This is a genomic window from Mesorhizobium sp. M0152 (assembly GCF_040322415.1).
In the GTDB taxonomy this organism is placed as follows: domain Bacteria; phylum Pseudomonadota; class Alphaproteobacteria; order Rhizobiales; family Rhizobiaceae; genus Mesorhizobium.
The window spans coordinates 152,266-174,683 of record NZ_JAMYTH010000008.1 but is presented as its reverse complement, the minus strand read 5'-3'; the positions used below and the strand labels follow the sequence as shown (position 1 = coordinate 174,683).

Genomic DNA, 22,418 nt, shown 5'->3' with positions numbered 1-22,418 from the left:
TCGGCCGTTGCCTCGACTTCAGCCCGCCGTCTTCGCTTGCCAGGCCTTGATAGCCTCGTCGAACACCTTTTCGCCGGGAATGCCTTTTTCCATGGTCAGCAGCGCCCGTCGTCCGGTCTTGTAGACCACCGGCACGTCGATCCAGTCCTGGCCGCGAAGCAGCGTCAAATTGGCGTCTTCGTCGGCCTTGGTGTCGTTGAGCGCGACGAGGAAGAACCCATCGGCGATCTTGGCCGGGATACCGATCAGCGGGCTGCCGGCGTCCTGTTCGGAGCCTTTCATGGCGACGCGCAGGATGTTGTCGACACCGCCGCCCTCGAAGCCGTCGGGCGTCAGGAAGATCATCTCGATGATATGGCTGGCCGGCAAGGTCTGGTCGGTGTTGCGGCGGATGGTCATGCGCAACTGGATGTCCTTGCCGGGAATGGTCGCTTCGGCGCGGATCGCCGGCTCCGGCGGCAGGTCACCGCCGGGCGATTCCTGCACCAGCGACCAGACGATGTTGCCAGGCTCGGCCGAACCCTGCGCAGTGCTGGTGCGCTCCTCGTAGAAGATCGCTTTCTGGCCGACCGGCAGCGACGTTTGCGCCGGTGCCGGTGCCGGGGCAGGCGCCGTCGGCGCGGCGCCTGCCGGCGCTGGCGGAGTGGCGGTCGCATCGGCCGGCGCAGCCGGTGCTCCATTGGCGGGCGGCGTCGCCTGTGCCGCCGGCGGAGCCGTATTCGCGGCAGGTGCGGCGGCGGGCGGCGTGCCGGCGCTCGGTGCGGCAATCGCCGGCGCGTTGGTCGCGGATGGCGGCGTCGTCAGTGCTGCGACGGATTCACCCTCGCCTACGCCGCTTTGCCCGCCGGCCGGGCCGGGATCTACCTCGCTGCCTTGTGGCGTCAGCCGCTGCGTGAACTTTGTTCCTTCGGCCTCGGTGCCGGCTGCGGGCGCTGGTTGGGCATCGGTGGCCGGCTTGGCCGGAGCTGGTTTCACCGGCTCGGTCTTCGCCACCTTGCTGCCATCGAGACCCAGCATCTTGCCGAAGGCGTCCTTGTTCAGCCAGATGCCGTAGCCACCACCGGCAACGACCAGCAAGATGGCCATGGCGGCGATCAGTCCGCCATAGCTGCGCTTGCGCTCGGCAGGCCGAGGGCGCTGGAAAGTCTCGGTCGCCGCCGGCTCGTCGTCACTCGGAAAGACATCCTCGCCCTCGTCGCGGTCCGCACCCATGCCCGGCAAGGCCTGGCCGGCGAAGTCCGGGACGGGCTGCACCGGAACCGAAGCGGGCTTTTGCCAACTCGGCTCGACCTTGGCGGCCGGCGGTGGGGCGGGCCGGGAGGGCTCAGGCTTGGCGGCGGGCGGTGCCGGCAAGACTGGTTCTGCCGGCGACCGTGTATGACTTGGCTGGTTCTTGTTCCGATCGATCGAGGAAAAGATGTGTTCCAGTTCGGCGAGCGGATCGGACTCCGGCAGGCTCTTGGCATAGTCCCGCTCGATGCCCGCGATGGCGTCTTCCAAAGAGCGTTTCTGTTTGCTTATGACGTCGGCGGAAAGCGGCGGCGAAAACTCCCCAAGTTTCCTTTGGAGCGCGGAACGCGCGCTATCATAGATCCGCTTGCGCGTATCGAGCGCCGGCTCGTCGTGCTTGTCGAGCTGTTTTTTCAGAACAGAAACGAAATCTGCCATGCTTGGGTCGACCTGTATTTTGCTCCCGGACCGGCCCCCGCAAATCAGCCGCCATGCCCGGAAAGGCTTGAGAAACTAGTCTTGAAACGGATCGGTCACAAGTATCGTGTCGTCCCGTTCCGGGCTGGTGGAGAGCAGTGCGACCGGCGCGCCGATCAACTCCTCGATGTGTCGGACGTATTTGACCGCCTGGGCCGGAAGATCGTTCCAGCTGCGCGCCCCGGCAGTGGTGCCTTTCCAGCCCTCAAGCGTCTCATAGACCGGTTCGACGCGGGCCTGCGCACCCTGGCTGGCCGGCAGATAGTCGATCATCTCGCCATCGAGCCGATAGCCGGTGCAGACCTTGATCTCGTCCAGTCCGTCGAGCACGTCGAGCTTGGTCAGCGCGATGCCCTTGATGCCGTTGACGGCGACGGCCTGGCGCACCAGCACCGCGTCGAACCAGCCGCAGCGACGCTTGCGGCCGGTGACGACGCCGAATTCATGGCCGCGCGTGCCGAGGAACTCGCCGATCTCGTTCTTCTGTTCGGTCGGGAACGGGCCTTCGCCGACGCGCGTGGTGTACGCCTTGGTGATGCCGAGCACATAGCCGATGGCGCCTGGGCCGACGCCGGAGCCGGCAGCCGCCTGCCCGGCCACCGTATTGGACGAGGTGACGAAGGGATAGGTGCCGTGATCGATGTCGAGCAGTGTGCCTTGAGCGCCCTCGAACAGGATGCGTTCGCCGGCCCGGCGCTTGTCGTCGAGTATCTTCCAGACGCGATCCATATAGGGCAGGATGTCATTCGCGATCGAGGTCAATTCCGCCATGATCGCGTCATGCGTGACCTCGCCATGGCCGAGCCCGCGACGCAGTGCGTTGTGATGCGTCAGCAGCCTGTCGACCTTCAAGGGCAGTGTTTCCAAATCCGCCAGATCCATCACCCGAACCGCGCGCCGGCCCACCTTGTCCTCATAGGCGGGGCCGATGCCACGGCGAGTCGTGCCAATCTTCGTTCCGGAATTGGAGGCGGCATCCTCGCGGAATCCGTCCAGCTCTCGGTGCAGGGAAAGGATTAGCGCTGTGTTTTCGGCTATTTTCAGGCGATCCGGCGTCACGTCGACGCCCTGTCCCTTGAGCTTCGCCACCTCGGCCACGAAAGCGTGCGGGTCGAAGACGACGCCATTGCCGATGATGGAAAGCTTGCCTTGCCGCACGACACCGGACGGCAGCAGCGACAGCTTGTAGACCTTGCCGTCGACGACCAGCGTGTGGCCGGCGTTGTGGCCGCCCTGGAAACGCACCACGACATCGGCGCGCTCCGACAGCCAGTCGACGATCTTGCCCTTGCCTTCGTCGCCCCACTGCGAGCCGACGACCACCACATTGGCCATGTTTCTTTTCCCTTGAGACGCCGCCGAGCGGCTTTAATATGGTTCGAAACGACAGGCCTCTATAACGTCAAGAGCAAGGCGATGCGACCTTTCTTTGCCGTCGAAAATGCCCTGAGGCACAACAATTTTCGGCTTTGACATCCTTTACTTGGCCGGGCGAGGGCAATAGGCCCGCAAGGACCACCAGTTCAGTCCTCCCGGCGGCGACCCGCGATGCATCGAAGCGCCTACATATTCCTGATGCTCACCACCTTGCTGTGGGGCGGCAACTCGGTGGCCGGCAAGCTGGCGGTCGATCATGTTTCGCCGATGACGCTGGTCTTCCTGCGCTGGGCGCTGGCCGTGCTGATCTTGCTGCCGGTCGGCTGGAAGACAATCCAGGAGGACTGGCCGGTAGTGCGCAGGCACTGGTTCGTTCTGGCCGCGCTCGGCGCCAGCGGCTTCACCTTGTTCAACACCATCTTCTACACGGCGCTCAACTATACGACGGCGATCAACGTCTCGATCGAACAGGCGGCGATGCCGATCCTGATCATGACAGCCAATTTCATCTTCTTTCGCTTGCGCGTGAACTGGGCGCAGATCGTCGGCGTGGTGCTGACCATCTTCGGCGTCATCCTGACAGCCTGCCACGGCGACCCCCGCCGGCTGCTGACATTGGAGCTCAATTTCGGCGACGCCATCATGCTGGTCGCGGTCGTCCTCTACAGCGGTTATTCCGTCGGGCTGCGGCTCAAGCCGGTGATGCGCTGGCAAAGCCTGATGCTGGCCATGTCGATGGCCGCGCTCGCCACCTCGCTGCCCTTTTTCCTGTGGGAGGTCGCTGCCGGCAATGTCATCGTGCCCGACGCGCGCGGCTGGGCGGTGATCGTCTATACCGCGATCGGCGCCTCGGTCGTCTCGCAGATCCTCTACATCAGGGGCAACGAGCTGATCGGCGCCAACCGCGCCGGCCTGTTCATCAATCTGGTGCCGATCTTCGGCACGCTGCTTTCGGTGCTGATCGTCGGCGAGACGTTCCAGCTCTACCAGGCGCTGGCGCTTGTGCTCGTGCTGGGCGGCATCGCTCTTGCCGAATATAGCGGGCGAAAGATGGCGATGCTGCCGTCGGCCAGGACGCGTTGAGCAATCGGAAGGCGCGGGTCAGGCCGCGCCTTCTGGATCTCCACGACAGGCTGGATCAAATCGTGTTGACGTCGAACTGCAGCCGCTTGGCTGAATCGATCGACTTGTGCGCCTTGACCTGCTCCAGCACTTTTTCCGGGAACGGCGCGTCGAGATAGAGCAGCGCGATGGCATCGCCGCCCGGCCGGTTGCGGCCAAGCTGGAAGTTGGCGATGTTGACGCCGTTCTCGCCGCAGACCGTGCCGAGCAGGCCTATGATGCCGGGGGCATCGGCATTGGTCGTATAGAGCATGTGCTGGCCGACTTCGGCGTCGAGATTGATGCCCTTGATCTGGATGAAGCGCGGCTTGCCGTCGGAGAAGCAGGTGCCGGCGATCGAGCGCGTCCTGTGCTCGGTCGTGACGGTGAGCTTTATGTAGCCGTCGAATACGCCGGATTTGTCCCGCTTGACCTCGGCGACGATGATGCCACGCTCCTTCACCATGATCGGCGCCGACACCATGTTGACGTCGGCGACCTGCGGCCGGATCAGGCCGGCAAGGGCAGCGCTGATCAGCGCCCGCGTATTCATGGTCGCGGTCGAGCCGTCGAACAGGATCTCCACTTCCTTGATCGGATCTTCGGTGACCTGGCCGACAAAGGCGCCGAGCACTTCGGCGAGCTTGACGAAGGGTTTGAGCCGCGGCGCTTCTTCCGCCGTGATCGACGGCATGTTGATGGCGTTGGAGACGGCGCCCTTGATCAGATAGTCGGCCATCTGTTCGGCGACCTGCAGCGCGACGTTCTCCTGCGCTTCGGCCGTCGAAGCGCCGAGATGCGGCGTCGCCACCACGTTCTCCATGCCGAACAGGGCGTTCTGCTCGGCCGGCTCGACCTCGAACACGTCGATGCCGATGCCGGCGACCTTGCCGCTCTTCAGCGCCGCGACCAGGTCGGCCTCGACGATCAGCCCACCGCGGGCGCAGTTGATGATACGCACACCGTTCTTCATCCTGGCAATCGCCGCGGCATCGATGATGTTGCGCGTCTTGTCGGTTAGCGGCGTGTGCAGCGTGATGAAGTCGGCTCGCGCGAACAGCTCGTCGAGTTCGACCTTGTCGACGCCGAGCTCCTCGGCACGTTTGTCCGACAGGAACGGGTCGAAGGCAATGACGTGCATCTTGAGGCCGACGCCGCGCGTGGCGACGATCGAGCCGATGTTGCCGCAGCCGATGATTCCCAGCGTCTTGCCGGTGATCTCGACGCCCATGAAGCGGTTCTTTTCCCATTTGCCGGCATGCGTCGATGCGTTGGCTTCCGGGATCTGGCGGGCGAGCGCGAAGATCATCGCGACCGCGTGTTCGGCTGTCGTGATCGAATTGCCGAAGGGTGTATTCATCACGATGATGCCCTTGCGGCTCGCCGCGGGGATATCGACATTGTCGACGCCGATGCCGGCGCGGCCGATGACCTTGAGCTTGGTGGCGGCGTTGATCAGCTTCTCGGTGACCTTGGTCGCCGAGCGGATGGCGAGGCCGTCATACTGGCCGATCACTTCGAGCAGCTTTTCCTTGTCCTTGCCGAGGTCGGGCAGGTAGTCGACCTCGACGCCGCGATCCTTGAAGATCTGCACGGCGGTGGGGGAAAGTTTGTCTGAGACGAGAACGCGGGGCGCCATGGCGGCCTCCTTGAAAATAGGATTGATCGGCGGAATGGGCGGCCCGCAGGCCGCGAATGATCTCAGGCCGCAGCCTTGAGCGACGCCTTCTGCGCGGCAAAGGCCCAGTCGAGCCAAGGCAGCAGCGCTTCGAGGTCGGATGTCTCGACCGTCGCGCCGCACCAGATGCGCAGGCCGGGCGGCGCGTCGCGATAGGAGCCGATGTCGTAGGCGACACCTTCCTTGTCGAGTGCGGAGACCAGGCCCTTGGCGAAGGCCGCCTGCGCGTCCGCGTCGAGTGCCGCGATATCCGGGTCCGTGAAGGACAGGCACACGGAGGTGTTCGACCGCGTCGCCGGCAGGGTGGCGAGATGCCCGAGCCAGGAAGACTTGCCGACAAAACCGTCGAGCACGGCGGCATTGGCGTCGGCCCTGGCGACCAGCGCGTCGAGGCCGCCGATCGACTTCGCCCATTGAAGCGCGTCGAGATAGTCCTCGACGCACAGCATCGACGGCGTGTTGATGGTTTCGCCCTTGAAGATGCCTTCGATCAGCTTGCCGCCCGAGGTGAGGCGGAAGATCTTCGGCAGCGGCCATGAAGGCTTGTAGGTCTCCAGCCGCGCGACGGCGCGGGGCGACAGGATCAGCATGCCGTGTGCGCCCTCGCCGCCCAGCACTTTCTGCCAGGAGAAGGTGACGACATCGAGTTTTTCGAAATCGAGCTTTTGCGCGAACGCCGCCGAGGTCGCGTCGCAGATCGTCAGGCCTTGGCGGTCGGCCGGAATGAAATCGCCATTCGGCACGCGCACGCCTGACGTCGTGCCGTTCCAGGTGAAGACCACGTCGCGATCGAAATCGATCTTCGCCAGATCCGGCAGTTCGCCGTAGCCCGCTTCGAGCTTGCGCACGTCGGCTAGCTTCAATTGCTTGACCACATCGGTGACCCAGCCGGAACCAAAACTCTCCCAGGCGACCATGTCGACGCCGCGCTCGCCGAGCAGCGACCACAGCGCCATCTCGACGGCGCCTGTGTCCGACGCCGGCACGATACCGATGCGGTAGTCGGCAGGAACCTGGAGGATTTCGCGCGTCAGCGCGATCGCCTGCTCGAGCTTGGTCTTGCCGACCTTGGCGCGGTGGGAACGGCCCAGCGCAGCGTTCTTCAACGCCTCGACCGACCAGCCGGGGCGTTTCGCACAGGGACCTGAGGAAAAATTGGGGTTTGCCGGACGGAGTCCGGGCTTCGCATGCGTCGTCATCGTGGTCTATCCTTCCAGATAGTGGCCCCTCGTTGGGGAGGGGTGGCCCACGGACGGCGATATGCGTTCAGGCTTCGGGCGTCAAGAGGAAAGTTTTTGTCGCTGCCGGGATACCGGCGATCCACGATCAGCATCGCGTGATTTTTCAAACGCAAACGGCGGACCGCAGGGATCCGCCGCCAAGGTCCCGGGCTGCCCCAGGCCTACCAGAGATCGTAGCGCAGCCCGAGCTTGACCTGATGGTTGCTGATGCCCTTGTGGACCGGATAGGAAGTCAGGCTTTCGGCCGTCACATATTCGGCATCCGGGGCGGAGAAATACTGATAGCCCAGATCGACGGAAACGTTCTTCGTCACCTGATAGGCCAGACCGGCATTCAGCGTATAGGCGAAGGAATACTGCGTCTTGTCTTCCTCCTGGACGAAATCGTCGGTGGGGTCGAAATTGTTGGTGAAATAGCTCGCCGAAAGCTTGTGCGTGCTCTGCACGATGCCGACGCCACCGCCCAGATAGGGTGTGATCCCGACATAAGTGCCGAGGTCGACGTAGCCGTTGAGCATGAGCGAGTACGCGTAGTTCTTCAGGTCAGCCGAGGCTTGGGTGTACGCTACCGTGCTCCCGGAATCGTCATAGCCGACGCCGATCTTGTTGCCGGGAAGATAGCCGAGATTGAGATCGGCGCGCAGATAATCGTTGAAGTGGTAGCCGAAGCCTATGCTGGCAAAGATCGGGTCTTCTTTTTCGTCGAAGCTCGCGGGCGTGAAGGCGAAATCATCGTTCTTGAAGCTCTTCTGCACCAGATAGGAAACATCGCCGCGCAGATACCAGCCGGAACCGACTTCGACCGGCACGTAGTCGGGCGCCTGATCGACATAGATCGGCGGATCGTAGTCGGCGGCGAGCACGGGGGTCAGCGGCATGAGGCCGAGTGCGGCTAGCGCCAGCACCATACGCGATGTGAGTGTCATGGTCCCCGACTCCCCGGATTTGGCGCCGCCCGCAACCGCGACGGCAGCCATCGTTTCAAGAGGCATTGTTAACCATAGTGGTTAAGTCGGGGTTAAGGCTAACAGAGCGTTAGCGAATTGATTTCCGAAGTGCCGGTTCATTTGCAAACGCGCAAACAAAAAACCGCCCGGCTGTTGCCGGGCGGTCGACGAATTCCTGGAACGGCGAGGCGATTACTTGGTGTAGATCGGTTCGGGTTCGGGCTGGTAGGCCACGACCGGTGCGGCGCATCCATTGTTGCCGCCGAACTGGTAGCGCAGGCCACCGCGCACCTCGTGGGTATTGAAGCCGCGATCGAAGCCGGGACCCGAGCTGCTCGCATCCCATTCGAACATGCGGCCGCCCTGAATATGGGAGAAGCGATAGCCCGCATCGAGGATGATCTTGTCGGTCAAGCAGTAGGAAGCGCCTGCCATCAGAGCGTAAGCGAAGCGCCAGTTGGCCGCACCGGGATTGTGTTCGGTGGTGTTCGGATCGTAGACATCGTCCCACTTGACGCGCGCACCACCGATACCGGCGCCGACATAGGGCGTGATGCCGTGATAGGTGCCGATATCGACATAGGCGTTGGCCAGCAGCAGCAAGGCGCTCATCTTCGACACTTCGGTCGAGGTCGTGGTGAGGTCCGAGGTTCCGCCGTCGAAGTTCGACTTGAACCAGTAGTCGGCGGTCAGATCCGTGCGGAAGTAGTCGTTGACCTTGTAACCGACACCGGCGCCGAGCGAGAAACCGCCCTTGAGCTTGCCGAAATCGAACGACCTGTCGCCAGGTGTGATGATGGTGGTGACGGGATCGACGGTGTAGGTCGTATAGTCGATGCCACGCACATCAGACTTGTGATAGTCGAGGTCGCCACGGATATACCAGCCGCCGACTTCGGCAGGCTGCTCATAGACCGCCGGCGGCGGAGCCTCTTCGACCACCGGCGGTTCCACGAAATCGGCTGCGAACACCGGCCATGCCAGGCCCGCGAACAGCGCGGCGAACAAGGCCTTCCTTGCTGTATTGAACATGCTTGTCACCCCTGAGAAGCTCGGAACGGCGATCGCGTCCGAAATGCGATTGGCTTTCAGTCGTGGATAATGAATTGCAAAGGTTAAAAGGCGTTTAACCCTGTTGCTTAACCACGAATCTCCAGATTTCGAGTCATTGGCCAACAAAAGAAGCCCGCCGGAGAGGCGGGCTTTACATGAGTGAAAGCGCTTCGGCGCGACACCCTTCCGGGCGCGCTGGATTTAGGCGGCGCTGCGGGTTTCGGAGATGACCTCGACAATGTCGTTGACGACGGCCTCGACCAGTTGCGGATCGTCGCCCTCGGCCATGACGCGGATCAGCGGCTCGGTACCGGATGGCCGGATGACCAGCCGTCCGGCCTTGCCGAGGCGATGGCGGCCATCTTCGATGGCGGCCTTGACCAGGGCTTCCTCGAGCGGCTTGCCGCCGACGATGCGCACGTTCTTCAAGAGTTGCGGCACCGGCTCGAATTTCTTCGACAGTTCGCTGACCGGCCGGCTCTGCCGTTTGATGCAGGCCAGCACCTGCAACGCGGAAACGAGGCCGTCGCCGGTGGTCGAGAAATCCGACAGCACGATGTGGCCCGACTGTTCGCCGCCGACATTGAGCCCATGCGCGCGCATATGCTCCACGACATAACGGTCGCCGACCTTGGTGCGGTGCAATTGCAGCTTCATGTCGCCGAGGAAGCGTTCGAGGCCGAGATTGGACATTACCGTCGAAACGACACCGCCGCCGGCGAGCCGCCCGTTCTGGTGCCAGGACTCGGCGATCAGCGCCATGATCTGGTCGCCATCGACGATCGCGCCGTTTTCATCGACGATGACGACGCGGTCGGCATCGCCGTCGAGCGCGATGCCGATGTCGGCGCGCACTTCGTGCACCTTCTTCTGCAAGCCGGCCGGATGGGTCGAGCCGCATTCCTTGTTGATGTTGAAGCCGTTGGGCTCGACATTGATGGCCACGACTTCCGCGCCCAGTTCCCACAGTGCCTCGGGCGCCACCTTGTAGGCGGCGCCATTGGCGCAATCGACCACGATCCTGAGGCCCGAAAGCGACATCGAGCGCGGCAAGGTGCGCTTGGCGAACTCGATATAGCGGTCATGGACGCCGTCGACACGCTTGGCGCGACCAAGCCCGTCGGAATCGGCGAGCGCCAGTTCGATGTCCTTGTCGAGCATGCTCTCGATGCGCTCTTCGATCTCGTCGGAGAGCTTGTAGCCGTCGGGTCCAAACAGCTTGATGCCGTTGTCGTAATAGGGATTGTGCGAAGCCGAGATCATGACGCCGATATCGGCGCGCAGCGAACGCACCAGCATGGCAACCGCCGGTGTCGGGATCGGGCCGAGCAGGAACACGTCCATGCCGGCCGCGCAAAGGCCGGCCACCATGGCGTTCTCGATCATATAGCCGGAGAGCCTGGTGTCCTTGCCGAGGACGACACGATGGCGGTGGCTGCCACGCTGGAACGACAGGCCGGCGGCCATGCCGACCCGCATGGCGATTTCCGCGGTCATTGGAAACTTGTTGGCGCGTCCGCGAATACCATCCGTGCCGAAGTAATTTCCTGCCATTCTAGCCTGTATCCCCGATCGTTCTTGCCCGGCACGTCATGCCACAATTGGCCGGTGCGCTATCATCACATTGTGTGATTATATGTTACCAATCCTTAGAAATTCATTGTTGTGCACTGCACACAACACTGCGCCGGCCCAGCATGGCGAGACTGTCCCGCCGCAATATACAAGTTACGCGAGCCATTCGGCGCGAATGCGCCGGGAAAACCTTGTCCTGAAGCCGGCAAGCGACAACAATTTCATCACCTTGCCGGGAGGCGCCGGTTTTCGGCGATATATACGTAACTTAGCATCTGGCGCAACCGGTCGTTGAGCGTTATTGATTTGCCGGGACGTATAATGGGCTGCTGCAACGGAGAAACGCTATGCTCATCCACCGACTTGCCACTTTGACCGGCCTCGCCGTAGTGACGTTGTTCCTGGCGGCACCAGCCAGCGCGCTGACGATGGCCGAATGCAGCACGAAATATAATGCCGCCAAGGACGCGGGGACGCTTTCCGGACAGACCTGGAACCAGTTCCGCAAGGCCCAGTGCGGTACCGATGCCGCGGCCGCGACCGATACCAAGGCAGCCGATACCAAGAAGGCCGCCGAAACGAAACCGGCCAAGGCGACAAAGGCCGCGGCGGCTGCCGATGACGGCACCGCGAAAGGCCTGACCGCCAAGGAATGCAGCGCCAAGTACCAGGCGGCAAAAACTGCCGGCACGCTGAACGGCATGAAGTGGAACGACTTCCGCAAGACCGAATGCGCCGCCGGTGCATCCGCCGCCGCCGAGACCACCAAGCCGGCGACCACCAAGGCTGCCGCGGCGGCTTCCGACGACGGCGGCAAGGGCCTGAGCATGGCCGAATGCAGCACCAAGTACCAGGCCGCGAAGACGGCGAATACGCTCAAAGGCATGAAGTGGAACGACTTCCGCAAGGCCGAATGCGGCGCCGCCGCCTCGGATGACGACACCGTGCCTGCCCCGAGCGAGGCAAACTATACCAAGGAGCCGGTAAAGCCGACAGCGGCTGCCCCCAAGGGCGTCACTTTCCCGTCCGCGATCTCGCCGAAATTCGCCGGCGAGACTCCGGCAAAGGGTCGGATGCATACCTGCCTCGAACAGTATTATGCCAACAAGGACGCCAACACGCTTGGCGGTCTCAAGTGGATCCAGAAAGGCGGCGGCTTCTACAGCCTCTGCAATGCCAAGCTGAAGAGCTGATCGGCCCATGTAGCTGAAGATCAAAAGGCCCGCGAACCGCAAGGTTGGCGGGCCGGTTTGTTGCCAATTGCCAGCGATCTATTCAGCCCTCGTTGCCGCCCCCTCCCCTGCGGAACCCGCAGCTCAAGCTTGCCGACACGGGTGACAAGGGTGCGGCCATGATAGCCTGAGCGGTAGCCAAGCCGCTCCGGCGTGCGTTCGCTCTTCGAAGCGCCTCGTCCATCTCGGCCTCGAGCACCTCTTGCATCACCGCACGGATCACTTCGTGCAATTCATCCGGGTTCGAAAGCAGAATGTCTTTGACGGCAGCGCTGGCGGTCTTACTTTCAGTCTTGGTCATGGTGGCGTTCCTTCGCGGGAATCAGGTGACGTTGAACATCACCAGCCTGCCATGACCGCCCTCGCTCAGCGAATTTGCAGAACTCTCAGCACACTACCCGGTCCACCCTCCGCAGCTGCAGCGCAGCTGCTGCGGAGGACGGGCAGGGCAATGAGGACCGGCGCCGACTTCAACAACTGGCCGGTCTTTGGCCGGGTGGATCACCAGCAAAGCCTCCGTTAACAAAAACGCCGCGGACCAGCCGCGGCGTTTTCGAAATCAGTCTCCCGGCAAAGCCTAGCTTGACGGCTGCGGCTCCATTCCGCCTTCGGGCTCGGGGCCCTTCTTGCGGCGGCCACCGGACTTCGGCACGGCTGAGCCACGGCTGGGCGGCGTGTCGTCACCGAGGTCACGCGCGGGCTTCTCGCCGGCGATCAGTTGCTTGATCTCGTCGCCCGACAGCGTCTCGTATTCGAGCAACCCTTGCGCCAGCGCGATCCATTCCTTCTTCTTCTTGGTCAGGATGGACTTCGCCGTCGAATAGGCCTCGTCGATCAGGCGGCGCACTTCGGCGTCGATGATCTGCGCCGTCTCTTCCGAGATGTTCTGCGTGCGCGCCACCGAGTGGCCGAGGAACACTTCCTCCTGGTTGTCGCCATAGGCGACATGGCCGAGCTTGTCGGAGAAGCCCCAGCGCGTGACCATGGCGCGCGCCAGCTTGGTTGCTTGCTCGATGTCGGAGGAAGCGCCCGACGTGATGTTCTCCTTGCCGAACTTGAACTCCTCGGCAACGCGGCCGCCCATCATGATGGCGAGGCGCGAGATCATGTACTTGTAGCTCATGGAATAGCGGTCGCCTTCCGGCAACTGCATGACCATGCCGAGCGCGCGGCCGCGCGGGATGATGGTGGCCTTGTGCAGCGGATCGGCCGACGGCACGTTGAGCGCCAGGATGGCGTGACCAGCTTCGTGATAGGCGGTCAGCTCCTTCTCGGCCTGGGTCATGGCCGAGGAGCGGCGCTCGGCGCCCATCATGATCTTGTCCTTGGCGTCCTCGAACTCGGCCATGGTGACGAGGCGCTTGTTGCGCCGCGCCGCCATCAGCGCCGATTCGTTGACGAGGTTCATCAGGTCGGCGCCGGAGAAGCCCGGCGTACCGCGGGCAACGACCTTGAGATCGACATTGGGCGCCAGCGGCACATTGCGCACATGCACCTTGAGGATCTTCTCGCGGCCGACGATGTCGGGGTTCGGCACCACGACCTGGCGGTCAAAGCGGCCCGGTCTGAGCAGCGCCGGATCGAGTACGTCGGGCCGGTTGGTGGCGGCGATCAGGATGATGCTTTCGTTGGATTCGAAGCCATCCATCTCGACCAGCAGCTGATTCAGCGTCTGCTCGCGCTCGTCATTACCGCCGCCGAGGCCTGCGCCGCGATGGCGGCCCACGGCGTCGATTTCGTCGATGAAGATAATGCAGGGCGCGTTCTTCTTGGCCTGGTCGAACATGTCGCGGACGCGGGATGCGCCGACGCCGACGAACATCTCGACGAAATCCGAACCGGAAATGGTGAAGAACGGCACGTTGGCTTCGCCGGCAACCGAGCGGGCGAGCAGCGTCTTGCCGGTACCCGGAGGGCCGACCAGCAGCACGCCGCGCGGGATCTTGCCGCCAAGGCGCTGGAATTTCTGCGGATCGCGCAGGAACTCGACGATCTCTTCCAGGTCTTCCTTGGCTTCATCGACGCCGGCGACGTCCTGGAAGGTGACGCGGCCATGCGCCTCGGTCAGAAGCTTGGCCTTCGATTTGCCGAAGCCCATGGCCCGGCCGGAGCCGGACTGCATCTGGCGCATGAAGAATATCCACACACCGAGGATCAGGATCATCGGCAGCCAGGAAATCAGATAGCCGAACAGCGAATTGGAACCATCGGTCTCGGGCCGCGCATTGATGGTGACGTTCTTGTCCTGCAGCCGCGAGACCAGCGACGGATCGCCGGGCGAATAGGTCTGGAACCCGCTGGAATTGTCGGTGTAATTGCCGGTGATGCGGGCGCCGGCGATCGTTACCGTCTTGACCCGGCCCGCCGCGACATCCTGCAGGAACTGCGAATAAGGCACATCGCTCGAAGCCCCACGCGTCTGCGGCGTCTGGAACAGATTGAAGAGGGCGATGAGCAGGACCGCTATGATCGCCCAGAGCGCGAGGTTGCGATAGTTCGGATTCATCAATTGTCCCGTTGGCGTCCGCGAGCGGACGCACGTCGTGAGAGGAAACTTGGGCCTAACATAGGGAGAGCACCCCCCATTGCCAAGCAGAACAGCATGTCTGGGTTAAGCTTTCGCCCATCATCGTCCGGCACTATGGCCGCGGAAAGGCGGGGCGGGAGGCGACGGCGCGCCGATCAGTTCCGCGACGGACCGCGCCGGCGCCAGATCGAAGGACGGCAGAAAACGGGCAAAGGGCGCAATGACCGGTCGCGCGACGAACCCTTGCGATGCTGGCCGGTCCTGCGGCAGGCCAGGGTTTTCAATGGCTTGCCGCGATGCCGGCTCGGCCGCTAGCGCGGCGCGCATCAGGCTTTGCGGTGCTTCCTCGTCGGCGATTGCCAGCCGCCTGGCCGCGACAGCCCCCAATGGCGCGATCAACAATGTGCCTGACCTGTCGTCCAATGTGATGCGGCGGCGGCCGTCCCAGACGGCGTCGTTGGCGACCATGGCGCCGAGCGGCAAGCCGCGCGCCTCGCGGCGCAGGAAGATGCCGGCGCGCCGGAAATCGACAACCGTCCGCGACAATGTGGCGCAAAAAAACTCGCCCCTCAGCCGGCCGAACAGTAGTTCTGCGCGGGCCCGGTCCGGGAGGAAAGCCACGCCTCCGGTCGTAGCCAGCAGAATGCGCAACGCGTAGACGGCCGCGCGATCGTCGCCATTCGAAAGCAAATGCGGGTCGAGGCGGATGAGGCCCGTGGCCGGCTGGCTGGCATAGCGATGGATCAGATCGGCGGCACCGAGACCGAGTTGCGTGCGCTCGGCGGCAACCCGGCTGGCCAGCGCCAGCGCATCGGCCATGCGCTGGACGCCATCGCCGGCCAGCGCTGCGCGCATGCGCGGCCGCTCGAAGGCTTCGTCGCTATTGGTCGGGTCTTCGGCCCAGCCGACATGCCGGCGCTTGAGGACGTCGCGCAATGCGGCGCGCCGGACCCCGAGAAGCGGCCTGACGATCCATTCGCGCCAGTCATAAAGCGTGGCTGGCGCCATGCCGGCCAGCCCCCGGCCGGCCGTGCCGGCAAACTCCTCGCCCCCGTCAGGCGCCAGTCCTTCTTCGTGCGCCAGTCCTTCTTCGCGTGCCAATCCCTCATCACGCGCTTGCCGCATCAGCACGGTCTCGGCCTGGTCGTCGGCGGTGTGGCCGGTCACGATCAGGCCGATGCCTTCCGCCCGCGCCGCATCTGCCAGCAGCCGGTAGCGCGCCTCGCGCGCCGCCGCCGGCAGGCCGGTCGAAGGCTTGCGTCCCGGCCAGACCAGGATGCGGTGAGCGATACCGCGCTCGGCGCACAGCTTCGCCACCGCTTCCGCTTCCGCCGCCGAGCCTAGCCGTAAGCCATGGTCGATCGTCACCGCCAGCAGTCTGGCGGATGGCGCAGTTCGGTCGAGATGCTGTTTGAGAAGGAGAAGCAGGGCGGTCGAGTCGCTGCCGCCGGACACGGCCGCAATGGCGCCGCTGGTAAAATCGATATGCGAAAAAAGGGTCTTCGAAAGATCAGGCTCGGTATCGAGCATCAATGCATGTCGCCCGAAAGTGGTCCCGGCTTTGGGACAGCGAGATGCACGGGAACGGTCAGCACGCAGCCAGAGCCTTCTCCTGTTTGACGCGTTCCTTGAGCGCGCTGGAAATGTCGGGGTAGCGCTTGCCGACCTCGCTGAAGGTGGCACAGGCCACGTCGTGCTGCTTGAGCCCGACCAGCGATACGCCGAGCTTCAGCAGCATGTCGGGAGCCTTCTTGGCCTTGGGATATTCCTTGCTGGCGGCAAGGAAGGTCTCGGCCGCGTCGCGGTATTTCTGCTGGCCAAGCAGCGACTCACCCAGCCAGTAATGCGCGTCCGCGGTCTTCGCATCCCGGGGGAAGCGGGCGATATGATCGCGAAATCCCTGTTCGGCGGTGCTGTAGTCGCCCGACAGGATGAACTGATAGGAATTCCGGTAGAGCTCTTCTGGGTCGTTGGTCGAGGGCAGCGCGGCAACCACCGTGCCGTCCGACTTGCCGGCCTTTGCCGGGGCGCCTGTGGCCGAAGGGGCGGTCGCCGGGGCGGTGTCCTGGGCCGGCGCGGTCGCCTGGGTACTGCCGCCGGCATCGACGACGTTGCCGTTCTTGTCGACGGTGATGGTGCCGAAGGTCTTTTCCGGCGCTCCCGTTCCAGGGACCACCTTGCCGGGGTCGCCGCTGGGCGATTCGACGATGACATCCTCGATGCTTTGGCCGCCGGCCGACTGGCCGGCTGCCTGGTTGCCGGTATCGGCTGGCGCCTGCTTGACCGGTGCCTCGGCCACGCCGTTACCGCTGTCGGTGGGCGCGGCCTCCGACTTCTTCTGGCCGGCCGGCTGCTGGGCTCCTTGCGATCCGCCTTCGAGCTGCTGGAAACGGAACTCGTTGTCTTCCTGCTGCTTGCGGATCTGCTCCTGCATCTGCAGGATCTGGAAATTGAGCTCCTCGATCTTGCCGTTCATCTGGCGCAGCTGATCCTCGAGCCCGGTGGCGCTGGCACCGGTCGACTGCTGCGCGAGTTGAACCTGGTCCGGTTTCTTCTTGTCGCCGAACAGGCCGGGCAACTCGATTGACGGCAGATGGAAGGAAAAGCCGCTGTCGGCTGGTTGCCCTGTGCCGTTGGCGCCCAAGCCGCCAGCCAAGGCGGTGACGCCTGATAGGAGCAGCAGCGCAAGCGTGCCGCTCAGAACCGATCTCAAATGCATGTGCCTCTCGCCGTGTGTCGTTAGTCTGTTCGCGCTTTCCAATCGGTGGAGACCAGCCAAGCGCCCTGGGCTCATAACAGGGCGCGAGACTTCGTCCAAATTTTGTTTCGGGCACCTGGATATGAAAAAGGCGGCCCTGAGGGCCGCCTTTCGCAAAGCTGTGTTGCATTTCTGCCGCTACGGCGCAGCCGGACGCTCTCTTGGCGCGCCGAGCGGCTCTCCGATGCCTCAGGAACCGGCGCCGCTGAGTGTGGTGACCGCGCGGCGGTTCTGCGACCAGCAGGAGATGTCGTCGCACACCGCGACTGGACGCTCCTTGCCGTAGGAAATCGTCTTCAGGCGGCTGCCGGAAACACCCTTGGAAACCAGGAAGTCCCGCGTGGCGGCCGCGCGGCGGGCGCCGAGCGCCAGATTGTACTCACGCGTGCCGCGTTCGTCGGCATGGCCTTCGACGACGATCGCATATTGCTTGTACTGGTTCAGCCACTGCGCCTGGCGGGCAAGCGTCGTCTGCGCGTCGGCGCGGATCGAGGACGAGTCCGTGTCGAAGAAGATGCGGTCGCCGATGTTGACGGTGAAGTCCTGCGCCGAGCCGGGCGTTGCCGCGCCGGCACCGTTGAGGCCGAGATCGGCCGCGCTGTTCGGGGTCTTCTTCGAGGCGCAACCGGCGATGGCGAGCATTGCCACCAGCGCGATCATGACCGGGTTTCTGGTAAGTGCTGCGATACGGCCCATGCCGCCTCTCCTTCGCATTTCGAGTGATTTCGTTGATCACCCAGTAACCACGTTTGGGTTAACCGGCATTCAAGAAACACGGTTAAAATTTGGTTTAGGTTGGTTTGGGCCGCCCGTCCGCAACCTCTTGGTCCGGGGCCACAGTTGGCGCGGACCCTAGGCGGAAATGCGGCCAAAACGCGACCGAGATGTGAAAAAAAGGGAATTGGAGAGTTGAGGAATTGAAGAAATGACGAGGCCCCCGGACGAGAGAGTTCACGTCAGCTTCTCTCTCAGATTGACCAGCATTCCATGGACATGGGCGGTAGGATCGCAGCCATTCGTCGAGCTGCTTTTGCTTTATATACTCAAGGTCGAACGCATACGAAACCCAAGTCTCCACTTCACTGCACGACCCTATGGCCATCGAGATGAACCGTGCGAATTCGGCCTTGGAATGGGTCTGCTTGGCAAAACCCTCCGCCAGATTGGCGCAAATGGCCTTGCTGGAGCGGCGCATCTGATCGGCCAGCGCGTACTGCTCTATTTTCGGGAAAGCGAGCGTGGCTTTGTGCACTTCGAGAGAAACCGCATAGGCGCGCTTGTAGACCTCCAGGTCCTTCGCTCGCTTAACGTAGCCCCCTGCTTTCTCCATCTCTTCAATTCTTCAATTCTTCAATTCCTGTCCTATTCCAGGAGCGGCGACCAAGCCGGATCGGAAGCGAAGTTCGCCGTCGGGATCGATTGTTCGTTGCGGCCGGTGAGATCGACCGAGATCAGTTTGGGGCCACCGGCGGAGTCGCGGAAGAACATCAGCACGCGGCCGTTCGGCGCCCAGGTCGGGCCTTCCTGCTGGAAGCCGGACGACAGGATGCGTTCGCCCGAGCCGTCGGTCTTCATGACGCCGATCTGGAATTCGCCGCCGGTCTGTTTGGTGAAAGCGATGAGGTCGCCGCGCGGCGACCACACCGGGGTCGAATAGACGCCGTCGCCGAAGGAGATGCGGGTCTGGCCCGAGCCATCGGCGCCCATCACATAGATCTGCGCGCGGCCGCCACGGTCGGAGGTGAACACCACCTTGCTGCCGTCGGGCGAATAGGACGGCGATGTGTCGATCGCGGCCGAATTGGTCAACCTTGTCGTCGAGCGGCTGCGCAAATCCATGGCGAAGATGTTGGAATTGCCGTCGTCGCGCAGCAGGCTCATGATCACCTTCTGGCCGTCTGGCGAGAAGCGCGGGGCGAAGGTCATGCCGGGGAAATTGCCGACCAGTTCGCGCTGTCCGGTCTCGATCTGCAGGAGATAGACACGCGGCTGTCCGCTTTCATAGGACATATAGGTGATTTCCTGCCGGTTCGGCGAGAAACGCGGCGTCAGCACGATCGACTTGCCGTTCGAGAGATAGCGGACGTTGGCGCCGTCCTGGTCCATGATGGCGAGGCGCTTCTTGCGGGCGTTCTTGGCGCCGGATTCGTCGATGAAGACGACGCGCGTGTCGAAATAGCCTTTCTCGCCGGTGAGCCGCTCATAGATGGCATCGGCGATGATGTGAGCGACGCGCCGCTGATTGGCGTCATTGGCGAAGAACTGCTCGCCGGCCATCTGCTGGCCGGCAAAGGTGTCCCACAGCCGGTATTGGGCGCGGATGCGGCCGTCGGCTTCCTTGCTGACGCTGCCGGTGACCAGCGCCTGCGCGTTGATGACCTTCCAGTCGTCGAAGCGCGGGGCGGCGTCCGGGTTGGTGATCTTCTCGATGAAGGCGCTTTTGTCGATTGGCGCGAATAGGCCTGAGCGCTTGAGATCGGCGGTGACGATCTCGGAAATCTGGGCGCCAAGCGCATCGCCGCCCTGGAAATCGGTGATGGCGATCGGCAGCGGCTCGACATTGCCCTTGTTGACGTTGAGCTCGACGAGAGCCCATGCAGGCATGGGAACGACCGCCGTCATGCCCAGCGCCATCGCTGCAATCGCCAGGAGCGGCTTGAGGAAAGATCTCATATCTTTTCGCTTCTCTTCATTGACTGTGTGGACGCCAGGCCTAGAGGCCGAGCATTTCCCTTGGATCGAATGTGACCCGGATATCGGACCAGATGTCTTGCTTGCCGGCGGGAACCTGCAGGCCGGCCACGTCGCATTTTTGAACCGCGCGCACGGCGCTTTCATCGAACTGCCGGTTGCCGCTCGACTGTTCAACGGATGGACGGCCGTTGAGTTTGCCGGAAGTGTCCAGATTGAAGCGGACGACGACAATGAAATTCTCCGAGCCTTCCACGCCGGCCGGCAAGGTCCAGCAACCACCCAACTGACTTTCCAAGGCCCCCTGCTCCGACCTCGACAGCTTCTGGCCCTGATCCTTCTCGCCGCCGAGCGAAGACTGCTGGGTCGAGCGCTTGGCGCCGCCGCCGGACGGTTTCTGCTTGTCGAGCAGCGCAGAGATCTCGTCTGCATTGAACTGCTTGTCGTCGGATTTCGGTTTCGACGAGGCCTCCTTGACCGGCTTGTCGGCATCCTTGCGGTCGGGCGCCTTGGCGCTTTCAGCCTGCGCCGGCTGCGGCTGCGGCTTCGGCCGCGCTTGCGGGGCGGGCGCGGAGTCCGGAAGCTGGGCGTCGTAAGGCTGGTCTTTGGCGATCGCCTGGGCAACGGCGTCGGGCTTCACCTCGGGCGTCGGTTCGATGGCAGCGGTCTTGTCTTGAGGCGGCGTCGGCGTCGGCTCCTTGGCCGGCGTCGGCTTGGGCTCCGTCTGCTTGACCGGCTCGGGCTTCACCTCTTCCTTGGGCTGCGGTGCCGGCGCCACTTCGGTCGCAGGCACCGGTTTGGGCTTCTCCTGCGGCTTCGGAACGTCCTCGGTCTTGGGCTTCTCGGCCGGGGTCGGCGACGGCGGCGGAGCCGATGTGGTGTCGACGGGCTTCGGCTTGGCTTCCGGCGTTATCGGCTTGTCGGTGTCGACGCTGTTTTCACCGACCTTCTGTGCATCCGGCACGATGTCCGGGCGCTGCGTCGGCAGCGGCGCCGGCTTTTCATGCATGACGGCCTTCTTGTCGCCCTGCAACGTCTGCGCGATAGCTTCCATCGGCACGATGTCGACCGCGACCGACTCGACATCGGCCGACGGGAGCGCGGCCGGCGCCGACAGGGTGAACAGGCCGAAGGCCAGCACCGCCGCATGCAGTATCACCGATGTGGTGAGGCCGGTCCTCATCGTGCGTCTATTGATCCTGTTCCTGCAATGAAACCAGGCCGATATTCTTGTAACCGGCGGCCGAAATGCGGGCCATCACCTTCATCGCCGTGCCATAATCCGTGGACTTGTCGCCGCGGATGAAGATGCGTTCTTCGTAGCCGGTCTTGGAAATCGCCTGCAGCTTGGCCACCAGTTCCTCGATCGGAATCTCGGTTTCCTGCAGATAGATCTGGCCCTCGGCGTTGATCGAGACGGTGATCGGCTGCGTGTCGGCATTCATGGCCTTGGCCTGCGTATCGGGCAGGTCGATCGGCACGCCGACCGTCAGCATCGGCGCCGCGACCATGAAGATGATCAGCAGCACCAGCATGACGTCGACCATCGGCGTGACGTTGATCTCCGACATCAGTCCATGGTGACGGCCGCGCCGCCTGTGGCCGCGCCCGCCGCGTCCCGCTATGCCTACGGACATACCCATTCTGTTGCTCCTCAGGCCTTCGGCGCGACTTTTTCATCGATTTGGCGCGAGAGTATGGCGGAGAACTCGTCGGAGAACCCTTCCATGCGCACCGCGATCTTGTTCGCGTCGGACGACAGCTTGTTGTAGGCGATGACGGCGGGGATGGCGGCGAGCAGGCCGATGGCCGTCGCCAGCAATGCCTCGGCAATGCCGGGCGCAACCACCGCAAGGCTGGTGTTCTTGGATCCGGCGATCGCCTGGAACGAGGTCATGATGCCGATGACGGTGCCGAACAGGCCGATAAAGGGCGCCGCCGAACCTGTCGTGGCAAGAAAGCCGAGGCGCCCCTCGAGCTTCTCCATCTCTCGGGTCAGCGCCAGGTCCATCGCCTTGTCGATGCGGGTCTGCAGGCCGAGCGGCGACTTGGCGCCCTTCTCGAAGCTCTTCTTCCATTCGCGCATGGCGGCGACGAAAATTGCGCCCATGCCTGACGTCTTGCGGTCGGCGAGCGTGCGGTAGAGTTCCTCCAGTGACTGCCCGGACCAGAACACCTGCTCGAAGCGGTTCAGCGCCAGCCGCATGCGGGCATAGGCAACCAGCTTGTCGACGATGATCGCCCAGGTCCAGACCGAAGCGCAGAGCAAACCGATCATGACCAGCTTGACCACCCAGCTGGCCTGCATGAACAGCGCCCAAATCGACAATTGCGCGCCCGGTTCGGCGAGTGCGATATTTTCCATCGTTACGTCCTTAAGATTTCCAGGCGAGCTGGCGGCTGGCCCATGGCATCCCTTGTGGTCGGTTCGCACGAAGCTACCGGAACAACCCCAAACTGTGCCGTTGGCGGCCTTTTCGGAGCAAATATTGGTGAAACGAAGGCGCTGAATCCCGCCAATCTTCACCAAT

At 63.3% G+C, this 22,418-nt stretch carries 18 protein-coding genes and 1 pseudogene; 2 read left to right on the top strand and 17 right to left on the bottom strand.

Annotated features, from left to right (window positions below):
* Positions 1–18: 18 nt before the first annotated feature.
* On the bottom strand, positions 19–1,668 hold the full coding sequence (locus NKJ26_RS11635) for a hypothetical protein (protein ID WP_352695347.1): 1,650 nt from the start codon (positions 1,666–1,668) through the stop codon (positions 19–21).
* Between the two features lie 75 nt (positions 1,669–1,743).
* The gene (locus tag NKJ26_RS11630) at positions 1,744–3,042 is read right to left on the bottom strand and encodes an adenylosuccinate synthase (protein WP_352600363.1); all 1,299 of its coding nucleotides are present in this window, start codon (positions 3,040–3,042) and stop codon (positions 1,744–1,746) included.
* 213 nt (positions 3,043–3,255) lie between these two features.
* Between NKJ26_RS11630 and NKJ26_RS11625 the strand changes: the two genes are divergently transcribed.
* Positions 3,256–4,167, top strand: a complete 912-nt coding sequence (locus NKJ26_RS11625) for a DMT family transporter (protein WP_352695346.1) — start codon at positions 3,256–3,258, stop codon at positions 4,165–4,167.
* Positions 4,168–4,222: 55 nt separating this feature from the next.
* Here the strand turns inward: NKJ26_RS11625 and serA are convergent, their stop codons facing one another.
* The 5 genes from serA to glmM form a co-directional block, all read right to left on the bottom strand.
* Positions 4,223–5,824, bottom strand: a complete 1,602-nt coding sequence (gene serA, locus NKJ26_RS11620; protein ID WP_352695345.1) for a phosphoglycerate dehydrogenase — start codon at positions 5,822–5,824, stop codon at positions 4,223–4,225.
* Between the two features lie 62 nt (positions 5,825–5,886).
* Positions 5,887–7,062: a phosphoserine transaminase gene (locus NKJ26_RS11615; RefSeq protein ID WP_352695344.1), complete on the bottom strand. Its 1,176-nt coding sequence runs from the start codon at positions 7,060–7,062 to the stop codon at positions 5,887–5,889.
* A gap of 203 nt (positions 7,063–7,265) precedes the next feature.
* Positions 7,266–8,030: an outer membrane protein gene (locus tag NKJ26_RS11610; RefSeq protein ID WP_352600371.1), complete on the bottom strand. Its 765-nt coding sequence runs from the start codon at positions 8,028–8,030 to the stop codon at positions 7,266–7,268.
* A gap of 213 nt (positions 8,031–8,243) precedes the next feature.
* Positions 8,244–9,083, bottom strand: coding sequence for an outer membrane protein (locus tag NKJ26_RS11605; protein ID WP_352600373.1), 840 nt, complete (start codon positions 9,081–9,083; stop codon positions 8,244–8,246).
* 222 nt (positions 9,084–9,305) lie between these two features.
* Positions 9,306–10,658, bottom strand: coding sequence for a phosphoglucosamine mutase (glmM, locus tag NKJ26_RS11600; protein ID WP_352695343.1), 1,353 nt, complete (start codon positions 10,656–10,658; stop codon positions 9,306–9,308).
* Between the two features lie 368 nt (positions 10,659–11,026).
* Here glmM and NKJ26_RS11595 point away from each other — a divergent pair, with 368 nt between their 5' ends.
* A complete protein-coding gene (locus NKJ26_RS11595) occupies positions 11,027–11,872 on the top strand; it encodes a hypothetical protein (RefSeq protein WP_352695342.1) in 846 nt (281 codons plus the stop codon).
* A 101-nt stretch (positions 11,873–11,973) separates the two neighbouring features.
* On the opposite strand, the pseudogene NKJ26_RS11590 reads toward NKJ26_RS11595, so the two are convergent.
* From NKJ26_RS11590 to tolQ, 10 genes and pseudogenes are all read right to left on the bottom strand, one after another.
* Positions 11,974–12,212: pseudogene (locus tag NKJ26_RS11590) on the bottom strand (transposase); the annotation flags it as partial.
* 276 nt (positions 12,213–12,488) lie between these two features.
* Positions 12,489–14,417 (bottom strand): ATP-dependent zinc metalloprotease FtsH, encoded by a 1,929-nt coding sequence (gene ftsH / locus NKJ26_RS11585; RefSeq protein WP_027023575.1) that lies wholly within the window; start codon positions 14,415–14,417, stop codon positions 12,489–12,491.
* Between the two features lie 120 nt (positions 14,418–14,537).
* On the bottom strand, positions 14,538–15,968 hold the full coding sequence (tilS, locus tag NKJ26_RS11580; protein WP_352695341.1) for a tRNA lysidine(34) synthetase TilS: 1,431 nt from the start codon (positions 15,966–15,968) through the stop codon (positions 14,538–14,540).
* Positions 15,969–16,026: 58 nt separating this feature from the next.
* Positions 16,027–17,157 carry a tol-pal system protein YbgF gene (gene ybgF / locus NKJ26_RS11575; RefSeq protein ID WP_352695340.1) on the bottom strand — a complete coding sequence of 377 codons (1,131 nt, stop codon included), beginning with the start codon at positions 17,155–17,157 and terminating at the stop codon, positions 16,027–16,029.
* Between the two features lie 228 nt (positions 17,158–17,385).
* On the bottom strand, positions 17,386–17,892 hold the full coding sequence (gene pal, locus NKJ26_RS11570; protein WP_352695339.1) for a peptidoglycan-associated lipoprotein Pal: 507 nt from the start codon (positions 17,890–17,892) through the stop codon (positions 17,386–17,388).
* A 94-nt stretch (positions 17,893–17,986) separates the two neighbouring features.
* Positions 17,987–18,526: a four helix bundle protein gene (locus tag NKJ26_RS11565; RefSeq protein WP_352695338.1), complete on the bottom strand. Its 540-nt coding sequence runs from the start codon at positions 18,524–18,526 to the stop codon at positions 17,987–17,989.
* A gap of 32 nt (positions 18,527–18,558) precedes the next feature.
* The gene (gene tolB, locus NKJ26_RS11560; RefSeq protein ID WP_352695337.1) at positions 18,559–19,869 is read right to left on the bottom strand and encodes a Tol-Pal system beta propeller repeat protein TolB; all 1,311 of its coding nucleotides are present in this window, start codon (positions 19,867–19,869) and stop codon (positions 18,559–18,561) included.
* A 40-nt stretch (positions 19,870–19,909) separates the two neighbouring features.
* The gene (gene tolA / locus NKJ26_RS11555) at positions 19,910–21,070 is read right to left on the bottom strand and encodes a cell envelope integrity protein TolA (RefSeq protein WP_352695336.1); all 1,161 of its coding nucleotides are present in this window, start codon (positions 21,068–21,070) and stop codon (positions 19,910–19,912) included.
* Positions 21,071–21,077: 7 nt separating this feature from the next.
* The gene (tolR, locus tag NKJ26_RS11550; RefSeq protein ID WP_352600389.1) at positions 21,078–21,530 is read right to left on the bottom strand and encodes a protein TolR; all 453 of its coding nucleotides are present in this window, start codon (positions 21,528–21,530) and stop codon (positions 21,078–21,080) included.
* Positions 21,531–21,541: 11 nt separating this feature from the next.
* A complete protein-coding gene (gene tolQ, locus NKJ26_RS11545; protein WP_352600391.1) occupies positions 21,542–22,252 on the bottom strand; it encodes a protein TolQ in 711 nt (236 codons plus the stop codon).
* Positions 22,253–22,418 lie beyond the last annotated feature (166 nt).